Origin of the sequence: Mesorhizobium sp. WSM4312, assembly GCF_002294875.1 — a bacterium.
Lineage (GTDB): Bacteria > Pseudomonadota > Alphaproteobacteria > Rhizobiales > Rhizobiaceae > Mesorhizobium.
In genome coordinates this window covers 1-19,616 of record NZ_NSFU01000030.1, presented here as the reverse complement: position 1 = coordinate 19,616, position 19,616 = coordinate 1, and the positions used below count along the sequence as shown (strand labels likewise).

Genomic DNA, 19,616 nt, shown 5'->3' with positions numbered 1-19,616 from the left:
CCGCATCCTCGAAGCGTCCGGTTCGGACCGGACAACTGCAATGAAGACCAACAACAAGGGGAACTGACATGAAACTGAAAGTCTTGACGCTGCTCGCCTTTCTCACGGGAACCATGGGCAGCGCATTGGCGGCCGAAGGCGAGCTGTCCATCGGCACGGAAGGCGCCTACCCGCCATGGAGCATGTCCGACGCGAACGGCAATGTCACCGGCTTCGACGCCGATGTCGGCGCCTTGCTCTGCACCAAGCTTGACGTGAAGTGCCATTTCGTCGTGCAGGCGTTCGACGGGTTGATCCCGGCACTGAAGGCCAAGCGCTTCGATGTCATCATCTCGGGCATGTCGATCACCGCCGACCGCAAGAAAGAGATCAATTTCAGCGTCGGCTATGCCGAACTGGCCAACATGTTCGTGGCGGCCAAGGGTTCGGATCTCGCCGCCATCACTGATGTCGACACGCTGTTGAAATCGCTGGACGGCAAGAAGGTGGGCGTGCAGGCCGGCACGACCCACGCACATTTCGTCGAGAAGCGCGCACCGAATGCCGATCTCAAGACCTATGACACGCTCGACCAGATGCAGATCGACCTGGCGAGCGGCCGCATCGATACCGCTTTCGCCGATCAATCCGCCTTGCAGGACTTCCTGGACAAGCCCGATGGCAAGAATTTTCAGCTGATCGGCGTCGAGATCAAGAGCACCTTCGATCCGACGCTCGGCGAAGGCATTGGCGTCGGCATCGCGCAGGACAACACCGAACTCAAGGCCAAGATCGACAAGGCGCTTTGCGAGTTGATCGCCGACGGCTCGGTCGGCAAGGCCAGCCAGAAATGGTTCAAGACCGACATCTCCCGGCCCTGCAAATAAACGCTGAAAAGCTCTCGCATGCGTCCGGGCTGCCGGGCGCATGCGTCTCATTCACGCGGCACATCTAGGGAACTCAGATGGAATTCGGTCTCTGGCAGGTTTGGGAAGCGGGTTGGGTCACCGCCATACTGCGCGGCGCGTCGATAACGATCCTCGTCGGTCTCGTCAGCATGGCGGCCGGTCTGGTGATCGGCATCGTCTGCGGTCTCATCAAATGGGCCCGGATATTTCCGCTTTCACTGTTGGTCGATGCCTATACATCGCTGGTGCGTGGCGTGCCCGAATTGCTCATTATCTATCTCTTGTTCTTCAGTTCGGTTGAATTCGTGACCAAGGTCGTGACAGCGTTCGGCTATGCCGGTGTCGCGGAGAGCGGCTATGCGTTCGTCATCGCGGTCATCGCCATCGGCGCGATCTCCGGCGCCTATTCGACCGAGGTCGTGCGCGGGGGGCTCGGCGCGATCCCCGATGGGCATATCGAGGCCGCTCGCGCGCTGGGACTGTCGGGTTGGCGGATCTTTCGCCGCATCATCGCACCGCAGATGCTGCGCATCGCGGTTCCCGGCATCAACAATGTCTGGCAGACGACGATCAAGGATACGGCCCTGGTTTCCGTGGTCGGTCTTCAGGAGTTGATGCGCGTTTCCTTCATCGGCGCGAATTCCACGCGCCATCCATTTATTTTCTACCTGATCGCGGCGGCGGTTTATCTGCTCATCACCCTTGTAAGCCAGGCCGGCTTCGACGGGATCGAACGCCTGGTCAGGCTGCGGACGAGAAAAGCGGTATGATAGACCTCATCCAGCTTGCGGTTCCCGTTCTGCTGAAGGGCCTATGGGTCACGGCAGCGCTGACCTTCGTTTCGGTGCTGATCGGCTTCAATCTGGGCCTCGGTCTGGCACTGATGCGGCTGTCGTCGAACCGGCTGTTGTCAGGTTTCGCCAAATACTACAGCAATGTTTTTCGCGGGACTCCGCTGCTGGTGCAGATATTCATATTCTACTACGGGCTTGGCCAGCTTTCGCTGATCAAGGACAATGCGGCTTTGTGGTGGGTGATCAGCGACGGCGCACGCTGCGCCGTGCTGGCGCTTGCATTGAATACGGCCGCCTACACGTCAGAAATCCTGCGCGGCGGATTGATGTCGGTTCCGGTCGGTCTCGTCGAAGCAGCCCAGGCGTGCGGCATGTCGCGCATGCTGCGGTTCCGCCGCATCGAGTTCCCGCTCGCCATCCGCCAGGCGCTGCCGGCCTATGGCAACGAGCTGATCCTTGTCGTCAAAGGCACCAGCCTCGCCTCGACGATCACGGTGCTCGAAATCACCGGTTACGCCAAGCGGCTGATGAGCCAGACCTTCGCGATCTTCGAGATATTCGCCATTGCCGGGGTGCTCTACTTGGTGATCAACCTGCTGCTGATCGCGATTGTCCGCGTCCTTGAACGCTTTCTCATGCGGCACGAGACGTCTTCTCGTCGAAAATCGGTAGCGCTCACCCAGGTCGATCTACCGTGATTTCGTCACATCTTAAGATTGGCTGTTTGATCTGCCCGCTCTCTGCAACCCATCATCATCGATAAGCCCGGGACCGCGTCGGCCTTAGGGTTCGCGACCCGAAAGGTTGCCCCTATCTCATTCGTCCACCGTCCCCTGGAGAATGCAATCCTCGGCCAAGGGCGATCTCGGGCCCAAACTACCGCATTCTCTTTGGGCTGCTCCGAAAGCGGGCCGTCCGTGTCCGGCCACATTTCGGCCAATCACAAAGTGAGTCCTGGGCCACTCGGGCTAAATTGGTATGTCGAGCCAGTAATCAATCTCGTTCGTTGTTTTCGGGTTCGCCAGACCATACGAGATCGTACGAAGGATATGGGCTGGCTAACAATCCGCTAAACCATTGATTTTCCTTAGAAAGATCGCACTCTTGCATAGTTCGGCCTGTGGTCTCATCCTAGTCGGATGAAGTCTGAGGAGAAAGCTTCCGGCAGCAGAGCGGACACCACTGAGCGACCGGTTTCGGCATTTCGAGAACGCAAAGTGGCGCGGAATGTTGCGAGCAAATCTTCGCGGCACGGCCGCCAAGTGCGCGGTGAGGCAGCGGCCGCGCAACCAGGGGAGCCTGATTTGACCTTGCCTTCGTCTACCAACAAGCGTGCGCTGATCACAGGGGCGGGTGCTGCCGACGGCATCGGCTTTGCCATCGCGCGGCAGCTTGGCCTTGCCGGTCATGCCGTTTTCCTGAGCGGTGCCAGCGCGCGTGTACTCGATCGCGCCGCCGAGCTTTGCGCCGAAGACATCAATGCCAAAGCCGCGGTCGCCGATCTCACCATCGCAGTCGAAGTCGCGCGGCTGCGGGCGGATGTCGGCGCTGTCGACATCCTGGTCAACAATGCCGGCATGGGCTCGCTGGCATCGCCCTCGGCCGACAGGGCGTTTCTCGCCATGACGGAGGCCGACTGGGACCAAGGGATTGCCGTCAGCCTGAAGACGGCCTTCCTGGTCACCCGGGCGTTTTTGCCGGCGATGGTAAAGGCAGGCTATGGGCGTATCATCAATGTGGCGTCGGTCACCGGGCCATTGGTGGCTTTCGAAGGCACATCAGCCTATTCCGCCGCCAAAGCCGGCATGGTCGGCCTGACGCGCACGCTGGCGCTCGAAGTGGCAAAAAGCGGCATCACGGCCAACGCCGTGGCGCCCGGCTGGATCGAAACAGGTTCGTCGAGCGAGATGGAACGGCAAGCTGCCCTGCACACGCCACCGGCGCGGGCCGGGCGACCGGACGAGGTTGCCGCAGCGGTGATGTTCCTGGCATCGGAAGGCGCGAGCTACGTCAACGGCGCCCTGCTGGTGGTCGACGGCGGCAACAGCCTTCAGGAGCGCAAGGGCTGACTCTGAGACGACCGGTCGTTCACGATCGGGTCGGGTTTATGGAAAGCACTGGAAACGGCATCGCCAATGCATTCGCCGAGGCTGAAGCGACGGTCCACCAACTTCCTGACGGATGCATCGATTCCTCAGCGGAGCTTCCGCCATCCACAAAGTTCAGACCAGCGAGCGCATCAGCGTTGCCTTTGCCGAAGCGAGATGCGCCTGGCAGGCCCGTCTGATGCGCTCGGGATCGCGGCTTTCGAGTGCATCGATATAGGCCAGATGCTCCAGAATCGCAGCTTGGTTGCGCTGCTGTTCATCATGCTTGTTCCACTGATAGTGGTAGTGAAAAATGAAGCTGATGATGTCGTAGAAATCGTCGATGAAGCGGTTCGGAGAAGCCTCGTTTATGAGCCGATGAAAGCGGTTGTCGAGGCCGGAGAAGTCGTGATAGCGGCTTTCAATCCGCTTCAGCAATTCGGTATGTGCGACCTTGAGCGCGGCGAGCTTATCCCACAGCGGAGACGTGTTGGGTTGCCGTGAAAAGAGATGCGCCGAGCGCAGCTCGAACATCACCCGGATCTCGAACAGCTCAAGAGCGAAATCCTCCGTGAAGCCCTTGAAAAGCCAGCCGGTGTTCGGCCTTTTCTCGAGCAGCCCAAATCGGCTGAACCGGATCAGGAACTCACGAATACCGTTGGTCGCGACACCGAACTGCCGGGCAAGTTCGAGCTCGTTGATACTGGTGCCAGGCCTGGTGTCACCCCGCAGCATCCACTCCATGAACTGCTGTTCGACATGGTTGGCCCGCGACGTGGTTTCGGCGTCGGGATAGTAGTCGCTATCCTCGACCGCGCGGCCTGCCGTCCGGACGCCGCCGCGCTCCGCGACGAGTTCGCGGTGGGCAAGTTCTCCCAGAACCTTTCGAACGGTCGTACGGCTCACTCCCATCCGCCGTCTCAGCTCATTTTCGGAGGGGAGCTCCCCGCTTAATTGTCCATCCCGCAGCATGGTGGCGGCGCGGTTGAAGGCCTTTTTGTACACAGTGTCGGTTCGCATCGGTTCTTCCTCGGAGCAACACCTTGTCCTTTCTAGCATGAACTTTATCCATAAAAAACAACTTGACCAAGTGATGGTGGTTGTTTTTTATCGATAAGAAGAAGCTGAAATACAGCAAAAGTTTTGACGGCGAGGGCTCGACGAGCTTTCGGCGGGGAGGAGAACTTTGCCTGAATCGGGAAACACCGGCACCACTGCCGGCGAGGCCGCATTGCCGGAGTCCGGGAAGCAGGAAGCCGTTCCAGGCCTTGCGCTTGGGCTGGCCCTGCTGAGTGCTGGTCCGGTCGTCATCCTGGTGCTGCTGATCGTCTTGCTTAGCTTTCTGTCACCCTATTTCCTGACAGGGCGCAACCTCAGCAACATCCTCGCCCAGACCGCCGTTATCTCGGTTGTCGCAATGGGGCAGCATCTGGTCATCCTGACACGCGGGATCGATCTTTCCGTAGGCTCGAACGTTGCACTGGCTTCCGTCGTCGGCGCGCTCAGCTTTCACGCCGGTGCTCCCGCAGTCGCGGTGATCGCGGTGATGGTTGGCTGCGGGGCGGCGGTCGGGGCCATCAACGGGCTTTTCTATGTCTTCGGCCGGTTGCCGCATCCTTTTATCATTACGCTGGCGACATTGAGCATCGCCAAGGGCCTGGCGCTCCAATTGGCCGATGGGCGCGCCATTCCTGGAATGCCGGAGGCCATCGATGCGCTGGGCCGCGAGGCGGTCTGGGGTCTGCCGGGTTCGGTCTTCGTCGTTGCCGGCGTTGCAGCGGTCCTTTTCGTCATGGCCAAGACGATGGTCTGGGGGCGCTGGATCTATGCCGTCGGCGGCCGACCTGACGCCGCCGTGCGCATGGGCATTCCCGTGTCCTGGGTCCTGGTTTCGGTTTATGTGATCTCAGGGCTGTGCGCCGGCATCGGCGCGGTCATCCTCGCCGGCCGTACCGACGCCGGTTCGCCCTTGTTCGGCAATCTGCTGGAACTGGACACGATCGCGGCGGTGATCATCGGCGGTGCCAGTTTTCTCGGCGGCCGCGGCCATCTTGGCCATGCCTTGATCGGTGCCATCATGATCGGCGTCATCCGCAACGCGCTGAATCTGCTTAACGTCAACGTCTTCTTCCAGCTCATCGTCATCGGCGTGGTCATTGTCATAGCGGTCGAGTCCGACGTGCTGCGCAACTACCTCGAAGGGCGTGTGCGCGTCATGCAGGCCGGGAGGCAGTCATGAGTGCCGTTGCGGCCAGCGTCGATCATACAGCCTCTGCCGACCGTCCTGTGCTGGCGGTGCGTGGCGCGACCAAGCGTTTCGGCTCGGTCATGGCGCTGGACGATGTCAGCATCGAGGTCCGGCGCGGCGAGATCCTCGGGCTTCTCGGCGACAATGGCGCCGGCAAGTCGACGTTGACCAAATGCATCAGCGGGGTGCACCAACTCGATGCCGGCGCGATCCTTCTGGACGGTGCGCCGACGCAGGTACGCTCCCCCGCGGATGCGCGCTTCGCCGGCATCGAGACCGTCTACCAGGACCTGGCGCTGTTCGACAATCTGACGCCTGGACAGAACTTCTTTGCCGGTCGCGAACTGGCCTGGCCGCCATGGCTTCCGCGCGGCCTGCGATTTCTTCAACAGCGCAAGATGGATGCCGAGACCCGCGTTCTGCTGGCAAACCTTAAGGTCACCTTGCCGCGGCTCGACGCCGTCGTTGCCATGATGTCGGGCGGCCAAAGGCAAGCCATCGCAGTGGCGCGGTCGACCGTTTTTGCCCGCAAGGTTGTGATCCTCGACGAGCCGACCGCAGCACTTGGCCTGCGCGAATCACGCCAGGTGCTCAACCTCGTTGCTGCCCTGCGTGACCAGGGCAACGCAGTCATCCTCATCACCCACAATATGGAGCATGTCGTCGAGCTTGCCGATCGCGCCGTGGTGCTTCGCCAGGGCCGCAAGGTTGGTGAACTTGTTCCGACCAAGGACAACAAGCAGGAGCTGGTTTCCATGATCGTTGGAGCCTGATCCGTTCGAGATTTGGGGGCCGTTCCGGTCCGCAAATGCCTGAAGCGACTTCCGCCGGAAGACGCCTCAAATTCCAAGGGAGGAATGGAATGCCAATGAACCGAAAACTGTTCGCTGGGCTGGCGATCGCCATTGCGTTTGCGATGCCCGCTTCTGCCGCCGACAAGACCAAGGTCGGCTTGATTACGAAGTTCCCGGTGCCGTTCTACTCGACCATGGAGGACGCCGCCAAGAAATACGCGGCCGCCCATCCCGAGATCGAACTGGTCACCGGCCAGGGCCAGGCAGCAACCGACATTGAGGGTCAGATCGCTCTGATCGAGTCCATGATCACGCAAGGCGTCAAGGGTCTGGCGATCACTCCGGTCGATCCGACCGTTGCACCGGCGCTCGACAAGGCCGTCGCTGCAGGCATCAAGGTGGTTCTCGTCGACAACAGCATCCCAAACTGGAAGGGCCAGACCGCACTGGTCTCGACCAACAATCTCAACGGCGGCAAGATCGCCGGAGAGTACCTGAAGACCGTGCTCAAGAGCGGCGACAAGATCGGCATTCTGCAAGGCGTCCCAGGTGTGCCGGCGCTGGACGACCGGGTCACCGGGATGATGGAGGGCCTTGGCGACGTCAAGGTCGAGGTGGTTGGCAAGGGCGCAACCAATTGCACGCTCGAACTTGGAACGTCAGTGACCGAAGACATCCTGACCGCCAATCCCGACCTCAAGGCGATCTACTCGGCCTGCGGCCCGCCAATCCCGGGAGCCGTCAAATCGATCAGCAATGCGGGCATTGCCAACGACAAGATCATCCTGGTCGGCTTCGACGCCTGCTGCGGTGAGATCGAAGCCATCAAGTCGGGCGCGGAAGATGCCAGTGTTGCACAATTTCCGGCAAAGATGGGCGAGCTGGGCATCGACACTGTCGTCAAGGCGATCCGTGGGGAAGCTGTGGAGGCAAATGTGGATACCGGCGCCGGGCTCGTGACGCTGAAGAACGTCAAGGACTTCGAATAGGCACTCACACCTCGGCCCGGCGGCTACCCCAACCGCCGGGTCTTTTTTTGGAACATTTCAGGAAGATGCCCGAATGAAAGCGCTCGTATGCCGAAAGCCCGGCGAATTGATCTTCGAACATCGCCCGGCGCCGGGGCGGCCGGAAGCCGGATGGGCATTGATCAACATCAGCCATGTCGGCATCTGTGGCACCGACTACCATATCTTTGAAGGCAAGCACCCCTACCTGGCCTATCCGCGGATCATGGGGCATGAACTCTCCGGCACTGTGGAGGCGGTTGGTCAAGGCGTCGCCATCGAGGCCGGAGAACGGGTCGTCGTAAATCCCTATTTCGCCTGCGGCAAATGCATTGCGTGCCGTCACGACAAGCCCAATTGCTGCGTGTCGATAGAAGTGTTGGGCGTTCATCGCGACGGTGGCATGTGTGAACAATTGTTGGTGCCTGCCGGCAACCTTTACCCGGCCGCAGGACTCTCAGCCGTTGACGCGGCAGCCGTGGAATTTCTGGCGATCGGGGCCCACGCGGTGAGGCGCTCCAAGCTTGCTGCTGGCGTCCGTACGCTGGTCATCGGCGCTGGGCCGATTGGATTGGGTACGGCATTGTTTGCCCGTCTTGCAGGCCAGGCGGTGACGATCATGGACATGAGCAGGGAGCGGCTCGACTTCGCCGAACGTCAACTCGGTTTTCCTGTCATCGACAATGCATCGGCCTCGCCTGTCGAGCTGGTGCGGGAGCGAACCGATGGTGACGGTTTTGACCTCGTCTTCGACGCGAGCGGCAGCAAGGCCTCGATCCAAGCCGCATTCAGCTACGTGGCCCATGGCGGCGCCATGATATTGGTCAGCGTCATCAAGGACGAGGTTAGCTTCTCCGATCCCGAATTCCACAAGCGCGAAATGATTCTGATCGGCAGTCGCAACGCGACGCACGCCGACTTCCAGCACGTCATCGCCTCGATCCACGCCGGAAAAATACCAATCGACCAACTCGTCACCCACCGCACCACCCTGCATGACAGCCCCCGCGATATCGCGATCTGGGCTCGGCAGAAATCCGGCCTGATCAAGGCCGTTATCGGCGTGGCGGAACTTGGCTGACTTAAAGCAAACGCTGATTGTCGGACCCGCAGCAGACGGATCATATTTGGACCGGCGGCCGATGCGTACCCTCACCAAGCTTCTAGAGAACGAGGAAGATCGTTGACCAACGAAATCGTCACGCCCATTTTCCAGTTCGGCACGAGCCGCTTTCTGCAGGCGCACGCAGCGCTCTTCGTGCACGAGGCGCTGTCGGCAGGCGATGCGGTCGGACCCATCACGGTGGTCGCGATCAGCGGCTCGGCGAGCGGCCGAGCCCGTTTGCAGGGGCTCGCCCGCGATGAGGGCTACCCGGTTGTCATCCGCGGGCTGAAGAAGGGCCACCGCGTCGAGCATGAAATCCGCGTGAAGAGCATACGGCGCGCGCTTGATGCCGAACTTGACTGGTCGCGGTTGACCACGCTGTTTGCGGAACAAGCGGAATTCGTTGTTTCGAACACGACGGAGGCGGGCCTCACCATTCCATCCGATCTCGTCGTCAACCTCACCCACGCCCGCGGCCCGGCGCCGGCGGGATATCCGGCAAAATTGCTCGTTCTGCTCGCGCACCGATTTGCGGTGTCGGCAAGGCCCGTCGTGGTGCTTCCAACCGAATTGGTTCCGCGCAATGGCGACACGCTGAAGGAAGCGTTGATCGCTTTGGCCAAGCGAAGCGGCGCCTCCGACGCCCTTTTGTCGTTCATCGCCGACGATTGCGTCTTTGCCAACTCGCTGGTCGACCGCATCGTCTCGTCGGCCATCGAGCCCGTCGGGGCAGTCGCGGAGCCATACGCGCTATGGGCGATTGAAAAGCAAGCTGGGCTGAGGCTGCCTTGCCGTCACCCCGCGATCGCGCTTGTCGATGATCTCGACCGCATCGAGAGACTGAAGCTGCACATCTTGAACCTCGGTCACACGGTGCTCGCACAATACTGGATGGCCGATGGGCTGAGACCCAACCTGACGGTGCGCGAAATGCTGGAAGTCGATGGATATCGCAGCTTGCTGACGGAGATCTATGGTTCCGAGGTCGTTCCTGGCTTCAAGGCCCGGGGCCTGGAGCAGGAAGCGACAGCATACGTAGCCACCACGCTTGAGCGGTTCGACAACCCTTTTCTTGATCATCGTCTGAGCGACATCGCCGCTGGGCACCTGACCAAGGTTCAACGGCGTATCGGCGGCTTTCTTCAGTGGGTGCCGGAGGAGCGCCGTCGACAGTCGCCATCTCTCGAGAAGATTCTCTCGGCCGTCGACCAAAATGCGGATCGCCAAAACGTCGTCCCATAATTGCATCTGTGCTGTCGTATTGGCTCGGCTAGTTGTGCGATCAAGGGTATCGGAACAAACCCAATGGATCTGGGGCGAGGCTAGGCGCCGCCCACAGATAGCGGCTTTCGCTGTTCGGATAGCAGTCAGTGCGGTCGATATGTGAGCGCCACGACACCATTGGCGAAGCGGTGCGTGCGGACGAGTTCCATGTTTATTTTGTCCGCATCGATGTCCGCAAAAGCGCGTTTGCCCTGACCGACTTTGGTAGGCAAGACTAAAAGGTCGTATTCATCGACGAGGTTGTTGTCCAACAGCGTTCTGTCCAGTTCCGTGATACCGTATTTCAGGATATGCCCGCCGGCCTGCCTCTTGAGCATGGCAAGTCCTTCGGCCACATCGCCTTTGATAAGCGATGCATTCCACCCGACCTCGTCGAGCGTCGTTGACGCCACCAGCTTCTTCAGCCCGTTGATTCGATCCATGTAGGCGCTTCCGGTCGCGTTAGGCCAAACCGGAGCGAAGTACTCATAGGCTTTGCGGCCGAGAAGGAAGAACTCGACATCGTCCAGCTTCCGAAGGGCAAACGCCCTGACCTCGTCGTCGAAAAACCGTGACGCCCAGGTCATCGGCGACTCGACGATGCCGTCGAGTGAGATGAAACTCGAAACCATTAGTTTTCTCATGTCAGTCGCTCCTTATGTTGGATGCCAAAACACGGGCGGACCCATCAGGATCGCGCCGTCTAAATCTGTCCACCTGCCGTCGGCGAGGAATGCTCGATTGCGCCAACCATCGCCGGTCACCCGCCGCCCTTTTTGCGAAACGGATTGGCTACGGCGCCTCAGCGCGCCGGTAGCGACCGGCGCATGAACGTCGCTGTGGCGAACATCGATCAGCCGGCGCCCCTGGTGCGTTGCGGCCCCATTCAGTTCAGGGATCGCATCCAGCCGGCCATGAAGTCCGCAGACAATATCGGAAAGAAATTGGCGCCTCAGCATGCATGGTTCCCTTTCGTTGTGGCGAGATGGAGGAGCGCAACGAGCGTGAAAACGCCAGCTGTCGCGACGAACGCCGTGCTGAACCCGACCGCTGTCGCAAGGCCGCCGAACGCAATTCCGCCGATACCGAGGCCCGCGTCATAAGCGCCGTTCCACAGTGCGCCTGCGCCATCCACCTGCGAGGGAGCCGCGCGGGCGAGCAGCTCGGCGAGAGTCGCGGTTTGCAGCACGCCGAAGGCTATCCCGCTCAAGAGCATGCCGCAGAGCACCTCTGCCTCGCCCGTGGCCGCCAGGCCGATTGCGGCGACGACACACGCGGCGAGGCCAGCGAGCATAGGCAGGCGCGTGCCGTGCCTGTCGACATGCCGTGCCGAAAGCCAGCGGGCAACGGTTGCGCCCAAACCCTGAAGCAGCAGGCCCAGCATGATCGTCCCGCTGGTCGCCTCCGGATGGGCGAGAGGAAGGAAGGTGACCGTTGCACCGACAAGGACCGCGCCGCAGCCGAGCGAGATTGCCGGCCCGATCGCCACGCCCAAAGGCGGAAGGCGATGGGCCTCGTGCGTTTCGATCTTCCGCTCGGAAGGAAGAACCGCGGTCGCGGCAATGGCGGCAAAGGCAAGCGCCGCCGCGCAGACGGCTGTCCCCGGTGCACCGAGATTCGTCAGCACCCAAGGGCCAAGGGGAACGGCCACGATCGCCGGAACCGCAGACGCGACCCCAGATATGCTCATGGCTTCGGCACGCCGCGACGGCGGTGCAATCTGGGCCGAGAGACCGGAGGCGGCGACGAGCAGCACGCCAAGTGCAAGCCCGCGACCTGCGCAATTGAGGAGCAGCAGCGCGAGCGAAGCAGGAAAGGCCGTAAGGCAGGCTAGACCGAGCAAGCCGAGGGCGAGCGCAAGCGCGCTCTTACGACCGGCGCGGTTGATCACCTGTGGCGCGGCAATTTCGCCGACGATGGTGGCTGCCATCAAGGCGCCGGTTGCGGCGCCTGCGCCGCTGGTCCCTGCGACAGCCGACGCATGCGCGGGAATGGCCGACAGAAGCAGATAGAAGCTGCTCATTGCCGAAAGCATCACGCCTGCAATGCTCAGCATGGGAGCCGTCAAAATCGGCTCAGGAGCGGTTCGTGCCCGCGGTGCGGTAATTGCGGTTGTCGCCATGGTCTTGTCCTCACAGATGACGAGGCCTGGCTTACCGTGCTACTGGTCTTGACGATATGGCCAGTTGTTGAGGAATTTAGTTGACCAGTTTGAACGCGGATATCGCTCTCAGCCTTGACCGCTCGATCAATGAGAGCCTCGGCAGTCAGCTGCGCCGCGGCCTGCTGACCCGAATTCGAACCGGGGCCTTGCGCCCGGGCGTCCTCCTTCCCTCGACCCGCGCGCTCGCCGCCCAACTGGGTGTCTCGCGCCCACTTGTGGTCGACGCCTATGCGCAACTCGCCGCCGAGGGATTCCTGACCGTGCGTCAGGGCGCACGGCCGATGGTCGCCGCCGGCTTGGCGAACGTCGCCGCCTCGGCAGAGCAGCGGTCCGCCGATGAGGTGATCCGCTACGATCTGCGGCCGGCCATGCCGGACGTAGGGCATTTCCCGCGCAAGGCCTGGCTGAGCGCCGTCAGGCAGGTGCTCCAGACCCTTCCGGCGAGCGATCTCGGCTATGGCGACCTTCGCGGGAGTTCGGTCCTCCGGGCTGCGCTCGCCGATTATCTCGGCCGCGTGCGCGGCCTCATCGCCGACCCCTCACGCATCTTCATCACCAGCGGCTTTGCCGAAGGGCGCGCCCTGGCCTGTGTTGTCCTGCATGCCGTCGGAGCGCGCAGCGTTGCGGTCGAGGATCCGGGTTACAGCGATTGGGTCGCGGTCGACAAAGCCGGGCTCCTGCGAGTCCCCGTGCCGGTGGACGAGGATGGGATCGACGTCGACCAGCTCATCGCGACCGGCGCCGATGGCGCGCTGGTTACCCCGTCGCACCAGTTTCCGGTTGGCGGCGTGCTCAGCGCGGTTCGGCGACAGCGCCTGGTGAAATGGCTTCATGAAACGGACCGCTATATTCTTGAAGACGACTATGATGCGGAGTTCCGCTACGATCAGGCGCCGGTCGGGGCACTACAGGGCCTCGCTGCCGATCGGGTCGTCTATGCAGGCACCGCAAGCAAGACACTGGCGCCGGCGCTGCGCCTCGGCTGGCTCGTGGTTCCGCCGCAGCTGATCGCACCGATGAACCGCGAGCTGCGGCGCTGGAGCGAAGGACCTCCGCGCATCGATCAGGACGCACTTGCGCACCTTCTGCAGTCAGGCGCCTATGATCGGCACTTGCGGAAGATGCGCCGTATCTACCGTGATCGCCGCAACAGTCTGCTGAGCTGCTTGAGGGACGAACTCCCGGACGTCGAGGTTGAGGGCGCGGCAGCGGGTCTCCACGTAACGGTGCGACTGCCCGCAACCATTGGTCGAGCCGGTGAGGCCGACATCGTCGCGCTTCTGCGAAAACGGGGCGTGGCGACCGAAGCGCTCGGACGATATTCTCAAACCGCGGCCGGGCCACGGCGCTTGTTCATCGGCTACGGCCGAATTCCCGACAGCGCGATTGCTTCCAGCGTCCGCTTGCTCGCTCAGACCATCCGTGACGTCTCGCCCCAGTGAAGTCCGGTGATCGCGGTCGGTGCAACGTGCATTTCTGCCCCATACACGCTCAATTCTTCCAGTTTGAATTGAGCGCTATCGCGTAAGTCCATAAGTTGTAGGCGAAATGATTTTGGGGGCCTTTTCGTCAGTCCTGTCCGGCAAATGATGGCACTCGTCAGCTCATGACTCGCCGTTTTCTAAAGGCTTGGGAACGATGCTTGCGATAGGCGGCGACAACGACGTGCAGGCTGGTTCCGACCTGGGCCGCCGGGTCATATCCGCTCCTTGCAGATCCGAGGGAGGCGTGCAATCGGTCAGATTGCGTCGCTCGCAAAGCAAAGACTTACCTCAGCGCCGGGCTCACTATGAGACCTGGATCAAACCTGCACGACGGGCCGCCTTCAAAAATGCCCGTCTTGCTTGTTGCGGAGCCCGCCATCCGTCCAAGGCGTCGCGGCAGGTGCGGCGGGCAGCTCGATAGCTTGGTCCTCTCGCCCATTCCGGCCATTGGTCATGAAGGCACTCAAGTGCTTCCCAACTGCTGGCAACCACCCGCTCCCTCGAGGGTCTCACGCGCAGTCTCACTGGTTCGGAAAATCGAATATCCCTCATAGCTTTGTGCGCTCCCGCAGACCGATTACATCGACTTGTTGTAGGGGCCTCTCGAAGCCGCTCCGAAAGCGCCAACTGCCTCGGCCGCGACGATGTCGCCTGCGGCCTGTACAAGCAAATCCATGCGGCGGGCGAAGGCAACAAATGTGCTGCGAGCGGTTTCGGCATCCACCTCGCCGGCGAGGGCTGCCCGACAGGCATTGAGCGCGACGCCATGAGCAGAGTTTCGCTTCGATGGCGGCCATTCATCCAACAGGACGAAGGCGTCTTTTACGCTTTGAATGTCGGTCGGAAACCCAAGACCCACCAGCACCCTCACGGGATGCTGAAATTGATTGTGTTCCATATTTTCCTCCGTTTCACGCGATTAGCTCAATCGATCGGAAGCCTTTCCCACGGCGCGTGCGCGATAGATTGCGGGCGTCGCGCCTTAGCCTGCCGAACTCCCGTTTCCAGGAGGACCTTTGCTGTCGGTAAGATTCCGCGCGGCCAGAAACATCACCGTGTATGCTGCTTTGCGCCGGTCCCAACCCGCGGCCTCCGCTCTGTCGAGCAAGTCGACCAGTATCGGGTCAAGCGCAACCTTCAGGTCTGCTTCGTAGTTCAGATCGGTGGCCGCACGCGCCGGCGGCGGGATTACGTTCAAGTTCATCACGTTCATGGCTCTACCCATTTGTCAGGGTGTCCGGGCCCACCGGGCGCGGACACAGCCGTTGCCATCAGAAGTCCATGCCACCAGCCGGCATTGCCGGAACGGCGGGTTCCTTCTTCGGCTTCTCGGCAACCATCGCTTCCGTCGTTACTAGCAGGCCGGCAACCGATGCCGCATCCTGGAGTGCGGTTCGCACCACCTTCACCGGATCGATGACGCCCTCGTTGTAGAGGTCGCCGAACGCGTTGGTCTGTGCGTTCCAGCCCCAGCCGAACTCCGGTTTCTCACGCAACTTGCCGACGATGATCGAGCCTTCCGCGCCGGCGTTCTCAGCGATCTGGCGCACTGGCGCTTCAATCGCGCGGCGCACGATCTCGATACCATGCTTCTGGTCTTCATTCTCGGCCTGCACCCTGTCCAGTGCCTTGGCCGCACGCAGAAGCGCCACGCCGCCACCCGGCAACACGCCTTCCTCGACCGCAGCGCGCGTCGCATGCATGGCATCGTCGACACGGTCCTTGCGCTCCTTGACCTCGACCTCCGTCGAGCCGCCGACGCGGATGACGGCGACACCGCCGGCGAGCTTGGCCAGCCGCTCCTGCAGCTTTTCCCTGTCGTAGTCGGAGGTCGTTTCCTCGATTTGCGCCTTGATCTGGCTGACGCGACCCTGGATGTCGCTCCTCGAGCCGGCGCCGTCGACGATGGTGGTGTTCTCTTTCTCGATCACCACCTTCTTGGCGCGGCCGAGCATCTCCAGCGTGACGTTCTCCAGCTTGATGCCGAGATCCTCGCTGATGGCCGTGCCGCCGGTCAGAATGGCGATGTCTTCCAGCATCGCCTTGCGGCGGTCGCCGAAGCCGGGCGCCTTGACGGCGGCGACCTTCAGCCCACCTCGCAGCTTGTTGACGACCAGGGTGGCCAATGCCTCGCCCTCGACATCCTCGGCGATGATCAGCAGCGGTTTGGACGATTGAACGACGGCTTCCAGCACCGGAAGCAGTGCCTGCAGATTGGACAGCTTCTTCTCGTGGATCAGCACATAGGGCTCTTCGAGTTCGACGCGCATCTTGTCCTGATTGGTGATGAAGTACGGGCTGAGATAGCCGCGATCGAATTGCATGCCCTCTACGACTTCGAGTTCGGTCTCGGCGGTCTTGGCTTCCTCGACGGTGATGACGCCTTCGTTGCCGACCTTCTGCATCGCTTCGGCCAGGAAGCGGCCGATCTCGGCGTCGCCATTGGCCGAGATGGTGCCGACCTGGGCGATCTCGTCATTCCTGGTCACCTTGCGGGCGTTGGTCTTCAACTCCTGAACAATCGCTTCCACGGCTTTATCGATGCCGCGCTTCAGGTCCATCGGGTTCATCCCCGAGGCGACGGCCTTCGCACCTTCCTTGACGATCGCCTGGGCAAGCACCGTTGCAGTGGTGGTGCCGTCGCCGGCAAGGTCGCTGGTCTTCGAGGCGACCTCGCGCACCATCTGGGCGCCCATGTTCTCGAACTTGTCCTCGAGCTCGATCTCCTTGGCGACGGTGACGCCGTCCTTGGTGATGCGTGGAGCGCCGAACGACTTGTCGATGACGACGTTGCGGCCCTTGGGGCCGAGCGTCACCTTCACCGCATCGGCGAGGATGTTGACGCCGCGCAGCATGCGCTCACGGGCGTCGGAATGGAATTTCACTTCCTTGGCAGCCATTGGATCATTCCTTCAATAGGCAGCTTCATTGACTGGGTTGCTGTGGCGCTGAAGCATCGATCAGGCGGCTTTCTTGATCGTCGCGGCCCGGTCGATCACGCCCATCACATCGGTTTCCTTGATGATGAGCAGATCCTCGCCGTTGAGCTTGATCTCCGTGCCGGACCACTTGCCGAACAGGATGCGGTCGCCGATCTTGACGTCGAGCGGCGTGAGCTTGCCGCTCTCGTCGCGGGCGCCCGGGCCGATGGCAATCACCTCGCCCTCCTGCGGCTTCTCCTTGGCGGTATCGGGGATGATGACGCCGCCGGCCGTCTTCTCCTCGGCTTCGATGCGGCGGACCAGGACACGATCATGCAATGGACGGAACGTCATATCGTTCTCCTTCGGGACAAACAGATTTTTGAGGTTCCTCCACACCGGACCGGCGATATCGGGCCGGTGCGGGGCGCCACGACCCTTTTTCAGGCATCGCGCGGATATCGAGCTAGTTTTGGAATTTTCGAGTTTCAAGGGGTCGCTGGAAAAATTTTGGCACTCTGCATACAAGAGCGCTAGTGACATGAATTCATGCAGCTATTTTCGCTAGGACGCGCGACTTTCAGATCTTGAAATTCCGCAGGGACTCTACGAAATTTTTTCGGCGCTGGAGTCCTGAAAAAGGGCTCGAGCGCAAAACCGATGCCAAGGAGATTTGTTAGGAAGTGGAGACTATCGATGGAACGAACTTTCCCGAAAAACATCCCCTCGATCGCCCCTGAGGCCTCTGATCCTTCGCTTGACCGCCTGCTGTTTCCGGCGCGGCACTTTAGTCACCCCAATGAGGTGGTGGGCGACCGCACGCTCGACACTCAGGAAAAGCGCGCCATTCTTGCCTCATGGGCTTCTGATGCTTGCGCCGTCGACTCCATGCCTGCGCTGCGAAAGCCACCGGCGCTGCTAGCCCGGTGACGTTCGACGCCGTGATGGATGCACTTCGCCGACTGGACGACAGTCGCGCCGAGGTAGGCTGTGACCGCGAGGAATGGCAGGCTCGAGAACGCCCGCAAAGACTTAACGCCTGAACGGGCGACAGGAGAGACGCCCTTTGTTGTTGTCACGGTGCTTTGAAGAAGGTTCTGGCTGTCTGGTTGCCAACACCCCTTGAACCTAAAAGAGGTGTCTCCAATCTCTTTACTATGTCCGGTACTATGTCCGGCGGCGGCTTGGCGGATCTCAAGTCGAACTCTGCCCTGTTTGCTATGGTATTCGCCCAAGCTCGTCGACTTGCCGGAACTGAGATCCTTGCCACACGCAGGCGAGGCAGGATCGGTTGTCACGCAGTTTGAAGGGAGGTCACATGGAAGATGGAATGTTCAAACAGACGATCTTCGTACGAGACGATGGCTTCGCTCTCAGAAGGATCGCTTGTGTCATGGATGCGATAGAGTTTCTTGAGGAATGGCCCCTCGAAAGGCGCGGCCTGCTTCACGCAGCGGCGAGTGACACTTGCTACTCGGCATATGATGGTCGAAAGTCCGTCGATGCGGCACACAAGACATTCACGACTTGGGCACGCAGGGTCGGTGTCATTGAGGATATTCCCGTGGCGCCGCCTTGGATGACAGGGCCTAAGATTAGCGCTGCAGACCATCCTACAGAAATTGACGGTTGATTTCGCTTGCGGCGGCAGGTCGTACCGCCGCCGCATCGGTCGACGCGTCACTAGTGCCATGGGGAGGAGGAGTACTGGGTAGCCAAGGATGCGGCGACCAAGAAGAGTGAGGTGGTGACCAAAAAAACCGGACGGCGCAAACTGACCGATGCCGGCAATAAGACGTATACAAGCAAGGCCAATGCCGACAAGGCATTGAAGGACCTGGCTGCTTGCAAATGAACTGACAGGCTAGTGCAGGTCGCCCCTCCGCCTTCTCGTGGGCCGCCTACACGTCGGCCAGTAGTCGTCTTCGCAGTCTTTCAGGAACAAGGGCTCGAAGCTGGCAAGACACTTGCAGCGACGGCCTCGCGAACTGTCATGCCAACGACACGCCGTTGTCGGGCGAGGCCGCCCAAGTCCGCAAGCATCCTCGGACCTTAAACGGCGCGCTTGGAATCGCTGGAATAGCGTGGCGATCCATGCATCTCTGATCAACTACCGATGCCCGGATGCCGGATCTGCCACGTCGCCTTCGTCATCGGGCTCGATCAGGTCGATTAGCGCTGCCACCCGTGTTCCCGGCAGCGGTCGCCCCTGGCTCATCGGCGCCTCGTCACCAAAGGCCCAGGCCCACGCCTCTCTCAATTCCTCGAGCGAGGCACCGGACGCGATGATCTCCGCAATTGTCACGTCGTCTACAGGCCCGAGGACCGAGACAACGTCTTGGCGTGTCATGGTTATCCTTTTCCTTCCGGTCGAAATACCCCCGAAGCAGATGGGCATTCAATGGACGTCATTTGACCATCTCGCTATCTGCGAGTGCCGGGGCTAGTCGAGCCCCGGCACTCTTTCGCGACAGTCATTTGCTGCCATTGATCGCAATGCGCTTGGCGTTTGCCTGCGCCTTTGTGGTCTTTGGCAGTGTCACGGTGAGCACACCATTCTTGAACGCGGCCGCGACCTTGTCATCTTCAACCTCACGGCCGAGACTGAAGCGCCGCTCAAAGCGCCCATAATAGCGTTCGCTGAACTGGCGATCCTTGTCCTCGGTCTCTGCCTTCTTCTCGCCGCGAAGCGTCAGGACACCATCATCCAGCATGACCTCGATGTCATTCTCATCGAGGCCCGGGATTTCGGCCGTCACCCGGATTTCCTTATCGGTTTCCGAGAACTCCACGCTTGGCCAAGTCCCGTTGAGAGGGGGCACGCGGCCCAGAACCGAAGGTGTGTCAAAACCGCGGAACACC

The 19,616-nt window shown here is 61.1% G+C and carries 23 protein-coding genes; 12 read left to right on the top strand and 11 right to left on the bottom strand.

Annotated features, from left to right (window positions below):
• Positions 1-68: 68 nt before the first annotated feature.
• From CK228_RS31990 to CK228_RS31975, 4 genes are all read left to right on the top strand, one after another.
• Positions 69-866 (top strand): transporter substrate-binding domain-containing protein, encoded by a 798-nt coding sequence (locus tag CK228_RS31990; protein ID WP_095790407.1) that lies wholly within the window; start codon positions 69-71, stop codon positions 864-866.
• Positions 867-943: 77 nt separating this feature from the next.
• Positions 944-1,657: an ABC transporter permease subunit gene (locus CK228_RS31985; protein WP_095775945.1), complete on the top strand. Its 714-nt coding sequence runs from the start codon at positions 944-946 to the stop codon at positions 1,655-1,657.
• The gene (locus tag CK228_RS31980; protein WP_095790406.1) at positions 1,654-2,379 is read left to right on the top strand and encodes an ABC transporter permease; all 726 of its coding nucleotides are present in this window, start codon (positions 1,654-1,656) and stop codon (positions 2,377-2,379) included. Before CK228_RS31985 ends, CK228_RS31980 begins: the two co-directional genes overlap by 4 nt.
• A 606-nt stretch (positions 2,380-2,985) precedes the next feature.
• Entirely contained in the window at positions 2,986-3,750 is a 765-nt protein-coding gene (locus CK228_RS31975; RefSeq protein ID WP_245318383.1) for an SDR family NAD(P)-dependent oxidoreductase, read from the top strand.
• 153 nt (positions 3,751-3,903) lie between these two features.
• Here CK228_RS31975 and CK228_RS31970 read toward each other — a convergent pair whose 3' ends face one another.
• The gene (locus CK228_RS31970; RefSeq protein WP_095790405.1) at positions 3,904-4,788 is read right to left on the bottom strand and encodes a GntR family transcriptional regulator; all 885 of its coding nucleotides are present in this window, start codon (positions 4,786-4,788) and stop codon (positions 3,904-3,906) included.
• A gap of 166 nt (positions 4,789-4,954) precedes the next feature.
• Between CK228_RS31970 and CK228_RS31965 the strand changes: the two genes are divergently transcribed.
• The 5 genes from CK228_RS31965 (at position 4,955) to CK228_RS31945 (ending at position 10,164) form a co-directional block, all read left to right on the top strand.
• Positions 4,955-6,007: an ABC transporter permease gene (locus CK228_RS31965; protein ID WP_245318382.1), complete on the top strand. Its 1,053-nt coding sequence runs from the start codon at positions 4,955-4,957 to the stop codon at positions 6,005-6,007.
• Positions 6,004-6,789, top strand: coding sequence for an ATP-binding cassette domain-containing protein (locus tag CK228_RS31960; RefSeq protein WP_095790404.1), 786 nt, complete (start codon positions 6,004-6,006; stop codon positions 6,787-6,789). The genes CK228_RS31965 and CK228_RS31960 overlap by 4 nt, the downstream gene beginning before the upstream one ends.
• Before the next feature lie 95 nt (positions 6,790-6,884).
• Positions 6,885-7,799, top strand: coding sequence for a sugar ABC transporter substrate-binding protein (locus CK228_RS31955; protein WP_095790403.1), 915 nt, complete (start codon positions 6,885-6,887; stop codon positions 7,797-7,799).
• 73 nt (positions 7,800-7,872) lie between these two features.
• Positions 7,873-8,898: a zinc-binding alcohol dehydrogenase family protein gene (locus tag CK228_RS31950; RefSeq protein ID WP_095775939.1), complete on the top strand. Its 1,026-nt coding sequence runs from the start codon at positions 7,873-7,875 to the stop codon at positions 8,896-8,898.
• A 102-nt stretch (positions 8,899-9,000) separates the two neighbouring features.
• A complete protein-coding gene (locus tag CK228_RS31945) occupies positions 9,001-10,164 on the top strand; it encodes a mannitol dehydrogenase family protein (RefSeq protein WP_245438161.1) in 1,164 nt (387 codons plus the stop codon).
• Between the two features lie 125 nt (positions 10,165-10,289).
• Here CK228_RS31945 and CK228_RS31940 read toward each other — a convergent pair whose 3' ends face one another.
• Genes CK228_RS31940 through CK228_RS31935 form a run of 3 tightly spaced genes read right to left on the bottom strand, consistent with a single transcriptional unit; the run spans position 10,290 to position 12,307 of the window.
• Complete coding sequence (locus CK228_RS31940) at positions 10,290-10,829, bottom strand: dihydrofolate reductase family protein (protein ID WP_095790402.1); 540 nt, start codon at positions 10,827-10,829, stop codon at positions 10,290-10,292.
• Positions 10,830-10,841: 12 nt separating this feature from the next.
• Positions 10,842-11,144: a DUF1611 domain-containing protein gene (locus tag CK228_RS35050; RefSeq protein WP_143750646.1), complete on the bottom strand. Its 303-nt coding sequence runs from the start codon at positions 11,142-11,144 to the stop codon at positions 10,842-10,844.
• Positions 11,138-12,307: an MFS transporter gene (locus CK228_RS31935; protein WP_095790401.1), complete on the bottom strand. Its 1,170-nt coding sequence runs from the start codon at positions 12,305-12,307 to the stop codon at positions 11,138-11,140. Before CK228_RS31935 ends, CK228_RS35050 begins: the two co-directional genes overlap by 7 nt.
• A gap of 80 nt (positions 12,308-12,387) precedes the next feature.
• Here CK228_RS31935 and CK228_RS31930 point away from each other — a divergent pair, with 80 nt between their 5' ends.
• Positions 12,388-13,791 carry a PLP-dependent aminotransferase family protein gene (locus CK228_RS31930; protein ID WP_095790400.1) on the top strand — a complete coding sequence of 468 codons (1,404 nt, stop codon included), beginning with the start codon at positions 12,388-12,390 and terminating at the stop codon, positions 13,789-13,791.
• Positions 13,792-14,136: 345 nt separating this feature from the next.
• Here CK228_RS31930 and CK228_RS31925 read toward each other — a convergent pair whose 3' ends face one another.
• The 5 genes from CK228_RS31925 to CK228_RS31905 form a co-directional block, all read right to left on the bottom strand.
• Positions 14,137-14,385, bottom strand: coding sequence for a DUF982 domain-containing protein (locus tag CK228_RS31925; protein ID WP_095790399.1), 249 nt, complete (start codon positions 14,383-14,385; stop codon positions 14,137-14,139).
• Between the two features lie 25 nt (positions 14,386-14,410).
• On the bottom strand, positions 14,411-14,731 hold the full coding sequence (locus CK228_RS31920) for a DUF982 domain-containing protein (protein ID WP_095775934.1): 321 nt from the start codon (positions 14,729-14,731) through the stop codon (positions 14,411-14,413).
• 84 nt (positions 14,732-14,815) lie between these two features.
• Complete coding sequence (locus CK228_RS31915) at positions 14,816-15,046, bottom strand: hypothetical protein (RefSeq protein WP_095775933.1); 231 nt, start codon at positions 15,044-15,046, stop codon at positions 14,816-14,818.
• Positions 15,047-15,104: 58 nt separating this feature from the next.
• Positions 15,105-16,733, bottom strand: coding sequence for a chaperonin GroEL (gene groL / locus CK228_RS31910; protein WP_095790398.1), 1,629 nt, complete (start codon positions 16,731-16,733; stop codon positions 15,105-15,107).
• A gap of 60 nt (positions 16,734-16,793) precedes the next feature.
• Entirely contained in the window at positions 16,794-17,108 is a 315-nt protein-coding gene (locus tag CK228_RS31905; RefSeq protein WP_095775977.1) for a co-chaperone GroES, read from the bottom strand.
• 342 nt (positions 17,109-17,450) lie between these two features.
• Between CK228_RS31905 and CK228_RS31900 the strand changes: the two genes are divergently transcribed.
• Together CK228_RS31900 and CK228_RS31895 are read left to right on the top strand one after the other, a co-directional pair.
• Positions 17,451-17,684, top strand: coding sequence for a hypothetical protein (locus CK228_RS31900; RefSeq protein ID WP_348629243.1), 234 nt, complete (start codon positions 17,451-17,453; stop codon positions 17,682-17,684).
• A 388-nt stretch (positions 17,685-18,072) separates the two neighbouring features.
• Positions 18,073-18,387: a DUF982 domain-containing protein gene (locus tag CK228_RS31895; protein WP_095775930.1), complete on the top strand. Its 315-nt coding sequence runs from the start codon at positions 18,073-18,075 to the stop codon at positions 18,385-18,387.
• A 477-nt stretch (positions 18,388-18,864) separates the two neighbouring features.
• On the opposite strand, the gene CK228_RS31890 is transcribed toward CK228_RS31895, so the two are convergent.
• Both CK228_RS31890 and CK228_RS31885 read right to left on the bottom strand, forming a co-directional pair.
• Complete coding sequence (locus CK228_RS31890) at positions 18,865-19,104, bottom strand: hypothetical protein (RefSeq protein WP_143750645.1); 240 nt, start codon at positions 19,102-19,104, stop codon at positions 18,865-18,867.
• Positions 19,105-19,228: 124 nt separating this feature from the next.
• Positions 19,229-19,616: Hsp20/alpha crystallin family protein (locus CK228_RS31885; protein WP_143750644.1), on the bottom strand; the 388-nt coding region annotated here is incomplete at its 5' end.

What these genes read in the sequence shown, in the direction of transcription:
- CK228_RS31990 (WP_095790407.1), top strand. Translation starts at nt 69, where the DNA reads ATGAAACTGAAAGTCTTGACGCTGCTCGCCTTTCTCACGGGAACCATG.
- CK228_RS31985 (WP_095775945.1), top strand. Translation starts at nt 944, where the DNA reads ATGGAATTCGGTCTCTGGCAGGTTTGGGAAGCGGGTTGGGTCACCGCC.
- CK228_RS31980 (WP_095790406.1), top strand. Translation starts at nt 1,654, where the DNA reads ATGATAGACCTCATCCAGCTTGCGGTTCCCGTTCTGCTGAAGGGCCTA.
- CK228_RS31970 (WP_095790405.1), bottom strand. Translation starts at nt 4,788, where the DNA reads ATGCGAACCGACACTGTGTACAAAAAGGCCTTCAACCGCGCCGCCACC.
- CK228_RS31960 (WP_095790404.1), top strand. Translation starts at nt 6,004, where the DNA reads ATGAGTGCCGTTGCGGCCAGCGTCGATCATACAGCCTCTGCCGACCGT.
- CK228_RS31955 (WP_095790403.1), top strand. Translation starts at nt 6,885, where the DNA reads ATGAACCGAAAACTGTTCGCTGGGCTGGCGATCGCCATTGCGTTTGCG.
- CK228_RS31950 (WP_095775939.1), top strand. Translation starts at nt 7,873, where the DNA reads ATGAAAGCGCTCGTATGCCGAAAGCCCGGCGAATTGATCTTCGAACAT.
- CK228_RS31940 (WP_095790402.1), bottom strand. Translation starts at nt 10,829, where the DNA reads ATGAGAAAACTAATGGTTTCGAGTTTCATCTCACTCGACGGCATCGTC.
- CK228_RS35050 (WP_143750646.1), bottom strand. Translation starts at nt 11,144, where the DNA reads ATGCTGAGGCGCCAATTTCTTTCCGATATTGTCTGCGGACTTCATGGC.
- CK228_RS31935 (WP_095790401.1), bottom strand. Translation starts at nt 12,307, where the DNA reads ATGGCGACAACCGCAATTACCGCACCGCGGGCACGAACCGCTCCTGAG.
- CK228_RS31925 (WP_095790399.1), bottom strand. Translation starts at nt 14,385, where the DNA reads ATGAGGGATATTCGATTTTCCGAACCAGTGAGACTGCGCGTGAGACCC.
- CK228_RS31920 (WP_095775934.1), bottom strand. Translation starts at nt 14,731, where the DNA reads ATGGAACACAATCAATTTCAGCATCCCGTGAGGGTGCTGGTGGGTCTT.
- CK228_RS31915 (WP_095775933.1), bottom strand. Translation starts at nt 15,046, where the DNA reads ATGAACGTGATGAACTTGAACGTAATCCCGCCGCCGGCGCGTGCGGCC.
- groL (WP_095790398.1), bottom strand. Translation starts at nt 16,733, where the DNA reads ATGGCTGCCAAGGAAGTGAAATTCCATTCCGACGCCCGTGAGCGCATG.
- CK228_RS31905 (WP_095775977.1), bottom strand. Translation starts at nt 17,108, where the DNA reads ATGACGTTCCGTCCATTGCATGATCGTGTCCTGGTCCGCCGCATCGAA.
- CK228_RS31900 (WP_348629243.1), top strand. Translation starts at nt 17,451, where the DNA reads ATGGAACGAACTTTCCCGAAAAACATCCCCTCGATCGCCCCTGAGGCC.
- CK228_RS31895 (WP_095775930.1), top strand. Translation starts at nt 18,073, where the DNA reads ATGGAAGATGGAATGTTCAAACAGACGATCTTCGTACGAGACGATGGC.
- CK228_RS31890 (WP_143750645.1), bottom strand. Translation starts at nt 19,104, where the DNA reads ATGACACGCCAAGACGTTGTCTCGGTCCTCGGGCCTGTAGACGACGTG.